This is a genomic window from Paenibacillus sp. FSL K6-3182, assembly GCF_037976325.1.
In the GTDB taxonomy this organism is placed as follows: Bacteria; Bacillota; Bacilli; order Paenibacillales; family Paenibacillaceae; genus Pristimantibacillus.
The window spans coordinates 2,965,866-2,980,561 of sequence record NZ_CP150265.1; the positions used below are offsets into that span (position 1 = coordinate 2,965,866).

General features: G+C 46.2%; 11 protein-coding genes. 10 read left to right on the forward strand and 1 reads right to left on the reverse strand.

Annotated elements, in window-relative coordinates; translation table 11 throughout:
* The 8 genes from MHH56_RS12665 to MHH56_RS12700 all read left to right on the forward strand — a co-directional run bounded on the left by MHH56_RS12665 (position 1) and on the right by MHH56_RS12700 (position 10,350).
* A complete protein-coding gene (locus MHH56_RS12665; protein WP_076270027.1) occupies positions 1–873 on the forward strand; it encodes a carbohydrate ABC transporter permease in 873 nt (290 codons plus the stop codon).
* A 20-nt stretch (positions 874–893) separates the two neighbouring features.
* A complete protein-coding gene (locus tag MHH56_RS12670) occupies positions 894–2,957 on the forward strand; it encodes a YIP1 family protein (protein WP_339208598.1) in 2,064 nt (687 codons plus the stop codon).
* Between the two features lie 4 nt (positions 2,958–2,961).
* Positions 2,962–5,517, forward strand: a complete 2,556-nt coding sequence (locus MHH56_RS12675) for a DUF5696 domain-containing protein (RefSeq protein WP_339208599.1) — start codon at positions 2,962–2,964, stop codon at positions 5,515–5,517.
* Positions 5,518–5,519: 2 nt separating this feature from the next.
* A complete protein-coding gene (locus tag MHH56_RS12680) occupies positions 5,520–6,422 on the forward strand; it encodes a sugar ABC transporter permease (RefSeq protein ID WP_339208600.1) in 903 nt (300 codons plus the stop codon).
* 15 nt (positions 6,423–6,437) lie between these two features.
* Positions 6,438–7,433, forward strand: coding sequence for a carbohydrate ABC transporter permease (locus MHH56_RS12685; RefSeq protein ID WP_339208601.1), 996 nt, complete (start codon positions 6,438–6,440; stop codon positions 7,431–7,433).
* Between the two features lie 98 nt (positions 7,434–7,531).
* Positions 7,532–8,215: an N-acetylmannosamine-6-phosphate 2-epimerase gene (locus MHH56_RS12690; protein WP_339208602.1), complete on the forward strand. Its 684-nt coding sequence runs from the start codon at positions 7,532–7,534 to the stop codon at positions 8,213–8,215.
* 18 nt (positions 8,216–8,233) lie between these two features.
* On the forward strand, positions 8,234–9,292 hold the full coding sequence (locus tag MHH56_RS12695) for a DUF4855 domain-containing protein (RefSeq protein WP_339208603.1): 1,059 nt from the start codon (positions 8,234–8,236) through the stop codon (positions 9,290–9,292).
* Entirely contained in the window at positions 9,289–10,350 is a 1,062-nt protein-coding gene (locus MHH56_RS12700) for a Gfo/Idh/MocA family oxidoreductase (RefSeq protein ID WP_339208604.1), read from the forward strand. Before MHH56_RS12695 ends, MHH56_RS12700 begins: the two co-directional genes overlap by 4 nt.
* Positions 10,351–10,440: 90 nt before the next feature.
* On the opposite strand, the gene MHH56_RS12705 is transcribed toward MHH56_RS12700, so the two are convergent.
* Positions 10,441–11,979, reverse strand: a complete 1,539-nt coding sequence (locus MHH56_RS12705) for a DUF4127 family protein (protein WP_339208606.1) — start codon at positions 11,977–11,979, stop codon at positions 10,441–10,443.
* Between the two features lie 313 nt (positions 11,980–12,292).
* Here MHH56_RS12705 and MHH56_RS12710 point away from each other — a divergent pair, with 313 nt between their 5' ends.
* Together MHH56_RS12710 and MHH56_RS12715 are read left to right on the forward strand one after the other, a co-directional pair.
* A complete protein-coding gene (locus MHH56_RS12710; protein ID WP_339208607.1) occupies positions 12,293–13,660 on the forward strand; it encodes an N-acyl-D-glucosamine 2-epimerase in 1,368 nt (455 codons plus the stop codon).
* A 45-nt stretch (positions 13,661–13,705) separates the two neighbouring features.
* Positions 13,706–14,665, forward strand: coding sequence for a Gfo/Idh/MocA family oxidoreductase (locus MHH56_RS12715; RefSeq protein WP_339208608.1), 960 nt, complete (start codon positions 13,706–13,708; stop codon positions 14,663–14,665).
* Positions 14,666–14,696 lie beyond the last annotated feature (31 nt).

Consider the following 14,696-nt stretch of genomic DNA (forward strand, 5'->3'; position numbering starts at 1 on the left):
ATGATTACAATTCGTCTAAGAAAAAAAAGAATAAGCCGCTCATGGATGGGCGATGTCTTTCTGTTCTTGCTGCTTGCAGCAGTAGGATATTTTATGGCAATGCCGCTTGTATTTGTGATCAGCAATGCATTCAAGCCGATTAACGAAATTTTGAAGTTTCCGCCTGATTTTTTGGTCAAAAATCCTACATTCACTAACTTTACGGACTTATATCATCTGCTTTCCGGTTCATGGGTGCCTTTTACTCGTTACATTTATAACACTTTTTTTATTGCGATTGTTGGTACGGTCGGTCACGTGCTCATTGCTTCCCTCGCAGCTTATCCACTGGCGAAGCGGAAATTTCCAGGAAAGGGATTCCTTTTCACCATTGTAGTCCTATCACTAATGTTCTCAGCTACGGTTACTCAGATTACGAATTACATGACGATGTCATGGCTCGGTTTTCTGGATACCCACTGGGCGGTTATTATTCCGGCAATTGGCTCCTCGCTTGGGCTGTATCTTATGAAACAGTTTATGGAGCAAATACCGGATGCGCTGCTCGAAGCTGCACAGATTGATGGTTGCAGTGAAGTTCGCATTTTCTGGAGTGTCGTTATGCCTGTCGTCAAACCTGCATGGCTTACGCTAGTTATTTTTTCTTTCCAAGGTTTATGGGGGGCAGGCGGAGCAGCGGGCTCGATGTACATTTACAGTGAGCAGCTCAAAACAATTGATTACGCGTTAAGTCAGATTCTGGCGGGAGGCATCGCACGAACGGGTCCTTCGATGGCAGCAACATTGCTGCTGCTCACCGTTCCGATTCTCATCTTTGTGCTATCGCAGAGCAGCGTTATTCAAACGATGTCAACCTCCGGCATGAAAGAATGATGGGAAAGGGGAGGCTTACGTTGAATCGATTATGTAAATTTCTGCTGCTCTTCCCACTAATGCTGATCCTGGTTGGCATTTCGGTTCCAGTCTATGCTGCACCATATGATGGCTACAATTATTCGTGGTGGGGAGATCCTGAGCCAGCGCCTGTGCCGTACTTGCCAGTGAAGCAAATCGGCGGGGAGCAGTTAAGCTCCGGACCATTCAAATCGCCAGAGGACTTGTTCATAACCGCTGACAATCAGATCTATGTCGCGGATACAGGGAATAACCGCATTGTCGTGCTTGATGAGCAAGCAAGTGTAATTCAGACGATTGATGCTTTTGTGAATGGCAATAAAGCGGATAGCTTCTCAGCTCCGCAAGGAATCTTCGTACATTCAAATGGACATTTGTTCATTGCTGATACAGGAAACAAACGCATTGTTGAACTAACGAAGGAAGGCGAGCTGGTACGCGTCATTGGCGCTCCGGAGAGCGATGTGCTGGGCGGAAACTTTGTCTATGAGCCGATCAAGCTGGTCGGAGATTCAGCGGGTCGTTTATATGTTGTCGGAAAAGGCGTGTTCAATGGCATTATGCAGTTTGATTCCGGCGGCAAGTTCTCAGGGTTTATGGGCGTCAATAAAGTACGCTACAGTGCCGCGGATTTGTTCTGGAAGCGCGTCATGACGAAGGAGCAGCGTTCCAAAATGGTGCTCTTTATCCCTGTCGAATTCAACAACGTCGATATTGACAGTGAGGGCTTTGTTTATGCTACAACAAGCGAGGCATTCTCGGATACACCAGTAAAGCGTCTGAATCCATCTGGAACGGATGTGCTGAAGAGAACGGGCTACCAGCCTCCAAAAGGTGATATTCGATTCCGCACAGGAGGCACACGGCCCGGAACATCAGCTATTCAAAGCGTCGCTCTTGATCGAAATGGGATTTACAGCATTTTGGACAGTACACGCGGGAGAATCTTTACGTACGACAGAGAAGGCAAGCTGATGTATATTTACGGACTGCTTGGTGAGCAGGTTGGGACGTTTAAGACGCCAACCGACATTGACATGTTAGGCGATAAGATGATTGTGCTAGATAAAGGCTTGAATCAGCTGGTCATGTTTGAGCCAACGCGCTATGGAAAGGTGATTCGGGAAGCCGTTATTAATAATGATATTGGCGAGGAAGAAAAGTCGGTCGAGAAATGGCGCGAGGCTTTGCGATTAAACAACAATCTCGAAATCGCTTATTTGGGGATCGGGAAAGCGGAGCTCAGACAGGGACATAATTACGAAGCGATGAAGCATTTTGAGCTGGGCATGCACACGCAATATTATTCACGGGCTTTTGAACGTTACCGCAAGGATTTCATGTGGGAGCATTTCGGGAAAATTGCTGCAGTAGCGATAACAGCAGTCGTACTGCTCATCGCTGCGAGAGTGCTCATCAAGCGTAGAACAGCTGAGCCTGGCGTAGTGGGAATGGGCTGGTATACGATCTTCCATCCGTTTAATGGATTCTGGGAGCTGAAGTTCGAGCGAAAAGGGAAGATCTGGTTTGCTTTGCTGCTGCTGCTTATTCTATCACTTCTCTATGTACTCAAAAGGCAGTTTACCGGTTTTATCTTTAATCCAACGGTCAATGCAGAGAATGTAAACGTGCTTGATGAGATTAAATTTATTGTGCTCCCGTTTTTTCTATGGTGCATCGCCAACTGGTCGATGACGACGCTGATGGATGGCGAGGGGAAATTCAAAGAAATTGTAATGGCTACCGCCTATGCGCTTATTCCAGTTGTGCTGATGCAAATTCCACTCATTTTATTATCCAATGTCATTACGATTCAGGAAGGTTCGTTCTATCGATTGCTGGAGTCAATCGGCTTCTTGTGGTTTTTTGGATTGTTATTTGTCGGTATGCTTACCGTTCATCAGTACACGGTGGGGAAAACGGTCATTACGATGCTGCTAACGATGCTTGTGATGGGCATCATCATCTTCTTAGGCTTGCTTTTCTTCAGCTTAGCGCAGCAGATGCTTTCCTTCGCAGCTACGGTATACAAAGAAGCGATGTTTAGACTAGGGGAGGGATAATGCCATGTCAAAGCACAATACACGGAAATGGGTGGCATTGTCCCTGCTGCTTGCGATGCTGTCGCTGCCGGCTTGCACATCGGCAACGGTTAACAGCACCCTTACATCCGGGACGCCTAGTAAAGATTCCGCGGAAACGGATGCTTCGCTCCGTGCACTAGACGCGTCAGCTCAAGTGGAGCCTCGAATAGAAGGTCTTGATCCGGTGCTGGAGAACGATGCACTTCGGCTTTATATTAGCAAGGCTACTGCTGAAATCGCGGTCGTGGATAAAATAAGCGGGAACATATGGCGCTCGAATCCAGACAGCTCGGAGGATAAGCTTGCTTCACCGTATTTAAAGGGGAAATTATCCTCCCAAATCTCTTTCGTCTACCTCACGAAGAGCGGTCAGAACAAAGATTATGACAGCTATAACAACAGCGTGAAATTTAATCAGTTTGAAATTAAGCAAGCGGATAATGGGGTGACGGTCACCTATCAGTTCGGTGATCCGCAGAAAGGGCTTGAGTCCATACCGCAGAAGATAAACAAGGAGCGGTTCGAAGAAAGATTGCTGAAGCGATTGGAAGATCCAGCGGACCAAGAACAGCTGAAGGTTAGATACAAGCTAAATGAGGAGCAGGGTATTTACGAACGCCGAGAAATACCAAAAGCTGTCGTGAAAAAGCTATTGGCAATCTTTGAGAAGGCGGAATATACGGAAGAGGATTTTGCTATCGATAATGGTGAGGGAGACGGCGGCGGAGCAGCTGAAGAATCGGTTAAACCGAAATTTTCGGCAGCGATTGAATACACATTGGATGGCAGAGATCTAATCGCTTCAGTGGATACGTCGACCATCACTGAAGATACTCCGCCTTATCGGATTCATTCGATCAGTCTTCTAGAAAATTTCGGAGCTGCGGGCCAGAAGGATGACGGCTACCTCTTTCTTCCTGACGGGTCGGGAACGCTTATTAGGTTCAACACTGGAAATATCCAGGCGCAGCCTATCCTGATCCCGATATACGGTGAAGACAGCTCGATCTATGTAAATGAAAAGTTTAATACGCTTGAGCCAAACCGGTTGCCGGTATTCGGAATGAAAAAGAATGATGCAGCATTTCTTGCCATTATTGAGCAGGGGGAAGCGCTAGCCAAGCTTTCCGCGGATATAAGCGGGCGATTGCATGAGTTTAATACGATTGCTGCCCAGTTCATTATTTTGCCGAAGGACGAGGTGCGTTTAAGCAATAATGAGATCATGCACAAAACGCCAAAGGAGACGTACAAGGGGAATTTGAAAATTCGTTATTCCTTATTAAGCGGCGATGAGGCTGATTACTCAGGCATGGCAGCAAGCTATCGCACTTATCTGGAGAAGGCGGATGGGCTATCAAAGCTGAAAGCAGAAGGAGATGCGCCATTTTATATGGAGCTTGTTGGCAGCATCCCGAAAAAGAAAAACATGTTAGGTTTTCCTTATGAGGCTCTTGTGCCTTTAACGAATTTGAAGGAAGCTGAGCAGCTCGTTGATCAGCTTCACGGCAAGCAAATACAAAATATACGGCTGAGTTACAAGGGCTGGTTTAATGAAGGCTTAAATCATACGATAGCATCGAATATCGACATGGATAACGTGATAGGGAGCAAAGGCGATTGGAAGCGATTAGCGGAAAAGCTGCAGAAGAGCGGAGGTGGGTTTTATCCGGATGCAGCCTTCCAGCTTATCTATCAGAATTCCGGGAAATTTAGCCCGAGCAAAGACTCTGCCCAGTACATTTCTCGGCGCTATGCGAAAATTTATGAATTCGATCGCGCAGCATATTTTCGGCATAACGAGCTGTTGTCACACTTTTTGTTGACTCCAAGAAAGCTAAGTTCAACGGTCAGCGGTTTTCTGTCTGATTTCAAGAAGCTGAATCCTGGAGCTATTTCCTTGAGGGATCTGGGCTCTGAGCTTCATTCGGATTTTCGAAGAAATGCAGAGGTGACAAGAGAGGACGCAAAACGAATCGTTACAGATCAGCTCGAAGCCATTTCGGAGATGTCTCCAAGCATAATGGTCAATGGCGGCAATGCTTATGTTCTCCCGTATGTATCGCATATTCTAAACATACCGCAAAAAAGCAATGAATATCAGCTAGCCGGTGAGTCGATACCGTTTAACCAAATGGTGCTGCATGGTTATATCGAATATGCGGGAAAAGCATATAACATGGCTGATGAGCAAGACATTCGGGAAAGTGTACTGCGCTCGCTTGAAACGGGTTCAAATGTATACTTTAGCTGGTTCTATGAGGAGCCGTCCGTTCTTAAGGACACTCGATTCAGTTATCTTTATTCGAATGATTATGAGCAATGGTTTGATGAGGCTGTCGACGCTTATGGCGAAGTGAATGCAGTGCTGCGGCAGGTCCGCGGTCAGAGCATGATCAAGCACGAAAAGCTGGCGGAACGCACTTACAAAACCGTATATGAAAGCGGCTTAACGGTTTACGTAAATTACAGCGATTCCGTTGTTCAAACGGATGGTGTGACCATTGAAGCCCATGATTACATCGTTAAGGGGGGATAAGGATGTCGAAGAGACGAACACTGAGCTTGGAGCGCAAAAAGGAAATATACGGCGTGTTGTTCGTAACCCCTTGGCTGCTTGGATTCGTACTGCTGATGGTTATCCCATTCGTCCAGTCGCTTCAATTCAGCTTCCATAAGCTGACGCTTAATTCGGAAGGCTACTCGCTTCAATATGTCGGCCTTGAAAATTATCGCAACATCTTTTTCGTTGATGCGTGGTACGTTCGTTCCTTAACGGAAGCCGTTACGGTGATGGCATTAAACGTACCGCTCATTATTTTTTTCAGTTTATTTACAGCCACATTATTGGTGCAGAAATTCAAAGGGAGAATGCTTGCGAGAGCGATCATATTCCTGCCAGTCGTGTTAGCCTCAGGGGTTATAGCTAAGCTTGATAACGGCAATTTTCTAGCTCAAATGATCGGCTCCGCTTCAACCGACATGGAGGGCAACTATTCTGGACTGCGAAGCATTGAGCTAAGGCCGCTGCTCTTCCAAGCTGGTCTTAGCCGGGACATTGTGGAGTATTTGACTAGTGCGGTTGATCGAATCTACCAGATCATCAGCTCGTCTGGCGTCCAGATACTCATTTTTTTAGCGGGGCTGCAGTCGATCTCACCTTCTCTTTATGAAGCGGCGAAGATGGAAGGGGCCACAGGTTATGAAGCCTTCTGGAAAATAACATTTCCCATGATTTCGCCGCTCATTCTGACGAATGTGGTGTATACCATCATCGATTCCTTCTATGACAATAAAATGACGCAAATGATTCAGGACGCAGCTTTTGGTCGATTGGACTTTGGCGTCAGCTCGGCGATGTCATGGATTTACTTTCTAGTCATCTCGATCATTCTAGTCGTATCGACGTATCTGATTTCGAAGCGTGTATTCTACTATGACTAACAAGGAGGAAGAGATATGGAAGCTGAGACGAAGGTGAAAGGCCGCATCTCGGACTCTGCCTTAGTGCGGGCCGCAACGAGCTGGTACGATCGCCATAGCCCAGTTGAAAAAGCGAAGCATTGGCTTTGGATATTCATCCGTACCGTACTCATCGTCGGGATTTGTTTTATCATTTTGTATCCGATCATTACGAAGCTGTCCATCGCGTTGCGCGACAAGCAGGATATGTTCGATGCAACCGTCGTATGGCTGCCGCGGCATTTTACACTGGATAATATCAAAATCGTCATGGGTTATTTAAAATATTCGGAATCCGTCACTAACACGCTGCTGCTTAGCCTTGGGACGTCGCTGCTTCAACTCGCTTCCTGCGCACTGGCTGGTTATGGCTTTGCAAGGCTCAAGTTCCGGGGCAGCGCCATTTTGTTCGGAGTCGTCATCTTCACCATCGTTGTGCCGCCGCAAACGATTATGGTTCCTACGTATTTGCATTATCGCTTTTTTGATGTGTTTGGGCTCTATCATCTGTTCACGGGAAAAGATGGCGTGAATCTGCTGGAGAGCTTCTGGCCTTTCTTTATTTCTTCGGGGCTTGCGATGGGCTTGAAAAACGGTCTGTATATTTATATTTTCCGTCAATTTTTCCGCTCACTGCCGAAGGATTTGGAAGAGGCCGCGTATGTGGACGGAGCGGGCATTCCGGGTACCTTTGCAAGAGTCATGCTGCCTAATGCTGTACCTGCGATAGCTACGGTCATGCTGTTCTCGTTCATCTGGCAATGGAATGACAGCTACTTTGTAAATCTTTTTGCGCCAAATTATACCCTTCTAGCAAGAATGCTCGATTTGCTGCCTGGTGCTGTTCGACCCGAATATGTTGGTGGTATTTCTCATACATCTTTATATTTGAACACTGGAACACTGCTCGGCATTTTACCGATCTTTATTCTTTATTTATTCGCACAAAGATACTTTGTAGAGAGCATAGAGCGCACAGGATTGGTAGGCTAGCGATTATTCGGGCAACCGTACTTACGATTGGAGGGTTCTGCAATGAACGATGCCATAGGAGTAGATAGCGAGGGGTTCTTGGATAAGCAGGTGACCCTATGATCCCACCATTAATCGCCGGACTAAAAAAAGGATTTATCGTATCCTGTCAGGCGCTTGAGCATGAGCCATTGTACGGCTCCGATATTATGGCTGCGATGGCAGCGGCAGCGGAATCCGGAGGGGCATCAGCTATTCGTGCCAATACGCCGCAGGATATTGCCGCTATCAAACGCAAATGCAAGATTCCGGTTATCGGACTATATAAAAAACATTATCCCGATAGCGATGTCTACATTACTCCAACCTTGCTAGAGGTAGGGGAAGTGATCCGAGCGGGTGCTGATATCGTGGCTATAGACTGCACTTCCATGCCGAGGCCAAGAAACGAGAAGCTGGATCATGTCATTGCTGCTATTCGCAAAAATTTCCCTAATACGCTGATCATGGCGGATATTTCTACTTTTGAGGAAGGCGTATCCGCCATGAAGCTTGGCGTAGATGTCGTCTCTACGACGATGTCGGGTTATACGCCACAAAGTCCGAAGCTGCAAACCCCTGATTTTGAGTTGATCGGAAAATTAGCTGCGCTTGGTCAGACACCCGTTTTTGCGGAAGGAAGAATATGGTCGATCGAGGATTGCTTGCGCTGCTTTGACGCTGGCGCGCACGCTGTCGTAATCGGAACCGCTATTACAAGGCCGCAAGAGGTTGTGAGACGTTTTGTAACGAGCATCAAGTAATGAGTAGGAGGCAGCGATATGGAGCGATCGGATAGTGGAGCATTTCTTCGTTCAGGGGAACAAACGGCAGGAATAAACAATCTGATGTTATTTTATAACGGTCATTATAAAAACGATGCGGGCGTATGGAGGAAAGAGCAATTTATACCCTATATCAGCTACATCGATGCTGAAGGCAAGCCGCTCGAATGGCTGTTTGACGGGGCTTTGTTTCTAGCCAAGTGGTCTCATTCTTCAAATGGATTTGAAGAATCAGAGGAGCATCCAAACGATGAAAAAGACTGGAAATGGTACTTGGAAAAGACTTTTGCAGAATCAGGTGAACTGTCAGCATTAAATGAAGCGATGGAGGAAGTTGCTGTAAAATTAGCAGACCCGGAGCATAAAATGAAGGTTGTGCTCATGATTCCCTATCCGGCTCCGAATCAACAAAACTTTGGAGCAATAAGCGATGACAACAACTCGCTTTGCTTCGATCATACGATTGTTTCTGCAGTCGAAGCGACTCGAAATAAACAAAAAGCGCTTGAGTGGTATATTGGTCAACTGCTAGAGCGCTGGGAGCGTGCTGACTTGCCCTTTCTCGAGCTGAAGGCGCTCTATTGGATGAATGAAGCAGTGAATACGAGTGTTCCCTACGAGGAAGGGCTGATTGGCTGGACGGGAGATATGGTTCGCGCGAAAGGGCTGAAATTTTTCTGGATTCCCTATTACAGGGCCAGCTTGTATTGGAAATGGAAGGAGCTAGGCTTTGACGCAGCAGCAATGCAGCCTAATCACTTTTTTACTAAGACAGGTGAATCGAGAGTCGGTATCGCAGCCAATATGGCCAAACAAGCCGGCATGGGCGTAGAGATCGAGGTCGATTCTCGGGTTTTTGAAAGCGATGGCGATTTCCGCGCAAAATATGAGAATTATTTGGCAGGCGGCGCAAGGTATGGTTATAGCGGGGAAGTATTTAAAGGTTATTATCAAGACGTCAAGCTGCTCTTTGATGCAGCATATGCGGAGGAGCCGGAAAAAAGGGATATTTATGATTTGACCTATCAATTTATAAAGGGGCGTTATAAACGATGACAAAAGTGAATATTGGCGTGATCGGGGCAGGCTCTATTTCGGAGGTTCATCTGAATGCGTATGCAGGCAATCCAGAAGTTAACCTTTATGCCATATGTGATTTAAACGAAGAGCGCGCCCAAAACAAAGCAAGTAGATTTGGCGCGCAGAAGGTGTTCACGGACTACCGCGAGCTGCTTGCTGATCCAGCAATCGATGCAGTAAGCATTTGCACATGGAACAACTCGCATGCTGAAATTAGCATTGCTGCTGTAGAGGCCGGCAAGCATGTGCTCGTGGAGAAGCCGCTTTGCAAAACCGTTGCAGAAGCGGAGCGGGTAGAGCAAGCGGTGAAAAATAGCGGCAAGGTTTTGCAGGTTGGTTTCGTGAGGCGCTACGGCTCGAATACGGACGTTTTGCAGCGTTTCATCAGTGCAGGTGAGCTTGGCAGCATTTATTATGCAAAGGCGACTTGTTTGCGAAGGTTAGGGAACCCAGGCGGTTGGTTCTCTGACAAGGAGCGTTCGGGCGGGGGACCTTTAATCGATCTTGGCGTACACATCATTGATTTATGCTGGTACTTAATGGGCAAGCCGAAAGTAAAGTCGATCAGCGGCAATACTTATCGTCAGCTAGGGAATCGGGCAAATGTCCAAAATCTATCGTTTTACAAAGCATCCGACTATGATTCCAGCAAAAACACCGTTGAGGATCTGGCAAACGCGCTTATCCGTTTCGACAACGGGGCATCACTTTTGGTGGATGTAAGCTTTACGCTGCATGCCAAAAAGGATGAGATTACCGTCAAAATTTTTGGTGACAAGGGCGGCGCCGAAATCGAGCCGGAGCTGTTCATCGTTGCAGAGAAACATGATACGATTCTGAACATTACGCCTCAGGTTGACCAGCTAGGCTTTGATTTCGCCAGCGGATTCCAAAATGAAATCAACCATTTCATCGACAGCTGCCTCGGACGAAAAGAGACATTAAGTCCAGTGCAAGATGGTCTTGAAGTGATGAAAATGCTGTGCGGCATATACGAATCAGCAGAGAAAGGTGAAGAAATTCAATTCAGCTGAGCTTTAAAGGATTATTAAAAATGCTGTTCCATCGGGCAAGCCTAGGAACAGCATTTTTATATCTGATGTTGATCGCTTGCGAGCGCTGTGCTATAAGGATAAATCGACTTCAAACATGCGATTCCAAGGGAGATAGGCTTTTAATTCGTCGATTCTGCCCTCAGCGAGTTCAGCTAAATAATCATTGCAGAAGCGCTGCAGCTTTTGGGTGATGAGCTGAGATACATGCTCTTTAACTTGGCTCACATCAAAGTAGTTGGCTCCGAGCTCTGGCAGTTGATGAGCGACTTCCTGTCTTACGATCGTTTGATAACCCCAATCTTCAATCAAACGATAGAGCATGAAATGCTCGCTCATCAGTGTGCTTGATTCTTGGTTATTACTTTGTTGGCGATAGTAGGAAGCTACGATGGCATGCGCTATCACCGTTCCGAGTGTATTGCCGGACGTATTCCAGCCAGCGTAAGCGGAGAGGCGGGAAATTAGGTTTTTCTTGGATAACAGTTTTAAGAGACTATTATCGGCGCCATTGCATGAAGCGACATCAGCCAGTGCGACCATGCAGCCTTTATTAGCTATCGCTTCAATCGCCGTAACGAATTCAGCTATATGCACCTCAGAGAAGTAGGAACGGTGACGATCCCGGTATAAATTTGGTGATTCAGCTGCATCATGCGAAGACACTGGAGGAGAATGTACCATGAGTACAAAATCGGCTGTCATCGAGGAATCACCCATGAAGGCGCCTCCTGAAGTTAAGTGAGATTTTATGCTTTCATTCAGACTGCGATCCTCGTATTTCGGAATGATCGTTGGCCCAAGTGTCGAGGAGTAACGAACAAAAACCTCAGGTTGATATTTTTTGATCGTGCAAAACACCTTGGCGAATAAGATGTTTCCTATTTCGTCAGCACCAGGGTAAATAAGCACATTATCCATGAGATTGTACTGCTCTACCGAGATAAGAAGCTTGCGCTGCTCCATCGGACTGAAGCCGTATTTCGAATTATCGTCCAGAGGAATAACAAGATGATCAATGATGCCGGATTGTACGAGCGTGATCATATGTTCATTTACTTGTGAGTTCGTTTCTCTGCGCTGTAGAAAGTCATTTAGAATGGCGCTTGGTATAGAACTATGAAGCTGAAGCCATTCGTTTTGTTCATCATCGTTCAGCAGCTCGGAGGTCTGCTTGTCTTTTAACCAGCCATAGCGATAAATCGAGTGTCCATAATGCGCGTAATAATCAGGTTCCTCGTCACTGCTGTTGTAAGCTGGGGCTCTCATAATTAAATTGAACGCATAAATGCGAAGTGCCGGATTGCGCTGCTTCAGCTGCTCAAGCAGTTGGAGATGTTCCATGCATGCTTGAAGCGATAATTGATGCAGACGGGAAGGAACAATGCCGCCGTAAACGAGCATATCAACGGAAAGTATCAAATAGTCTGCATTAGCAGCTTGCTGCAACAGCCAGTCATGTACCCCTTCATAGCGGGCAGGCTGTTTCTTTCTTCCGAGCAATTCTAGTGGCGGAGCGACGAGCGAGAGATCGCTGATTGCAGCTATCATTTGTGGGAATTTTGCATTGCAAGGACGTTCGTCTAGCGGAAGGTAAACGACTTTACTCATACAATGACCTCCATTTATGGATAAATGATGAATTACACCTATTATACATCAAGCAGAGTGTATGGAATATTTTTTTATAAAAAAAATTTAAAAAGGATTTTTTCTCTAAAATGGTCATAAAAATTGGATTATGAGATCTCACATCAGCTATTGGATGATCATTTATGAGGCGTGGTCTCGTTTTACTAGAAAAGTCGTAATTGTGATGATTGGAGGATTTATTCTAAAAATTTAAAATAAATAAAAAAATATTCCGTTATCAATTAATAGGTGGTACACTACAAGTGAAATTGGAAAAAGGAGGTATAACTGGTTGTCTACGTTGTTTAAGGACTCATTTCGCAACCAAGCCGTTTCTGGTCCTAGCATCCAGATTGATCCCTCATTTCCCTATTATCAGCAAAGGTCGCCAGAGAGTATTGTTGAAGAAATTATGCTTGCAGGGTATCAAAGCGTCCATTATTTTGTTGTAAATGAACATGTCATTCAGAAGGAGTTGCTGCTTGCCTTCCGTCAAAATGGAATTCCGGTGTGGGCGATGGTGATAGGAAACGGTACCTTCTCTACCGACAGGTTTCCAGAAGAATGGCCTTCTTGGCAGATGAAGCTGCTTAAGGAGCCGAATGACGGCTTCTGGCGATTGTCGCCATTTAGTGAAGGCTACGTGCAGTGGAAAAAATCAGCGATGGCTAAGCTTGTGACGGAGTATCCTTTCGACGGGATAGAAATTGCCGAGCCGTATTTTCCAGAGTGGGGCGGGATTGAGAGAGGGGTTTACGGTGATGTTGGGCCGCTTGCTCAGTCGGCGTTCCGAGCACGTTACGGCGTAGATATGCCTGATTTTACAAATGCAGCTGCTCCTAACTATTACCTTCGGGATGTTCAAACCTACAACAAGTGGATCGAGTTCCGTGTAGAAGCAGTCAATGGCTTTATAAATGAAATGATAAATGGAGAAGGAGGCGTTCGTGAGGTTAGGCCAGATATCGTTGTTGCCACTTGGTCGCTTGCGATTAATGCAGGACAGGATAGCGTCGAACGACTCCGTGAAGACCAAGGCCTTGATGCTCCATCGATGATTGAAAAGGTAAACCCGGATATCCATTTCTTGCAAACGCATTGGCCCGATTGGCTGCGTGGAGATCTGCCAGCTGATTACGTAAAAGGCTACCAGCCTTTTGTCGATCAGATTAAGGAGCGATTTCCCGAGCTGCCATTAGCCGTTCAGGCGGATATCGGTTCTGCACAACCAATGATTAAAAGCGGGGAATGGCTGGAGACATTCAGTCAAACGGCTTTTGCGCTCGGCTATGCATCTTGGACAGCTTATGAGTATCATACAGGCGGTTATATGTATGATCATAAGCCGTTTCCCATGCTTACTGAACGGAGAAGCAGAAACGAAATTGTGATTTCATTCAACAAACGAATTGACGAACACTCGGCTATGAATGATTCCTGCTACAAGCTTTGGAATAACGGCGCTTCTATTTCTCTGGTATGGGATAGTATAGCGGTTGATGGAAATAGAGTTATTCTTCGTTCGGAACAGCTGCCGGCAGCTTCATTTGTGCTAGAGCTAAGTGATATTCGTGATACGCCGGAGAGTTGGTTGTTTAAGGATAGACCCGCAAATGTGATTCCAAATGGTACGAGATTGTCCATTCTAGGAGTTTATTGAGCAAGAGCGCTGCAATCATTACTCATGGGGAGTGAAGATGAATATATGCAAAATATTCATATTGGTTTTATAGGTACTGGCGGTATCGCACAGCTTCATGCTGGTCAGATGCAAGCGCTGGAAGGCGTGGAAATCGTTGCAGTGGCAGACCCAAATGAACAGTCTGCTCTGCAGTTTCTATCCACATTCCATTTGACCAATACCCGACGATACGCATGCCATAAAGAAATGCTCGAAGAAGGCGGTTTGGATGCCGTTATTATATGCTCACCGCATACTTTGCATTTTGCCCAAGCACTTGATGTATTGAATGCAGGCTGCCATGTCTTGATTGAGAAGCCGATGACCTGCACCTCCCAAGAAGCTGAACAATTAATAAACGCTGCAGAGGCAAATTCGAGGCTGCTTCAGGTTTCCTACCAAAGGCATTTCCAACCGGAGTTCATCTTTATTCGCCAAGCGATAGCAGATGGCGTAATAGGCAAACTAAGCTCGATTAACGCAACGCTCTATCAGGATTGGAAACGAAGCCAAACAGGCACATGGCGACAAAATGCTGCGCTTTCTGGAGGCGGTATGCTAATGGATTCAGGCAGCCATATTATTGACGTTCTGTTATGGACGACAGGCCTTACACCGCTTGAGGTGAAGTCGACCCTTAGCAGCTATGGTGCACCGGTGGAAATCGATTCTTTTACGAGCATCACCTTTGAAGAGGGTGCCATTGCTGCGCTGAACATTATTGGTTATGTACCGGGCTATAAGGAGTTTTATTCCTTCTGCGGCGATTTAGGCGTTATCTATCTCGAGAATGGCAGAATTGAGATTTCAACCTATAAGGATGGCGTTCTGCCAGTTCAGCTGCCAGCTCAAAGCACGAATCAGGATAAAAGCTTCATTGACGCGATCAGAGGAGAACATGAAATATTGGTATCGGGAGAATATGCTAGGAAGGTTATCCAATTGACTGAAGCAATATATCGTTCAGCAGACTATCAAGTTTGATTTGGCACTTCTAATTTCCATGAGGAGCGTG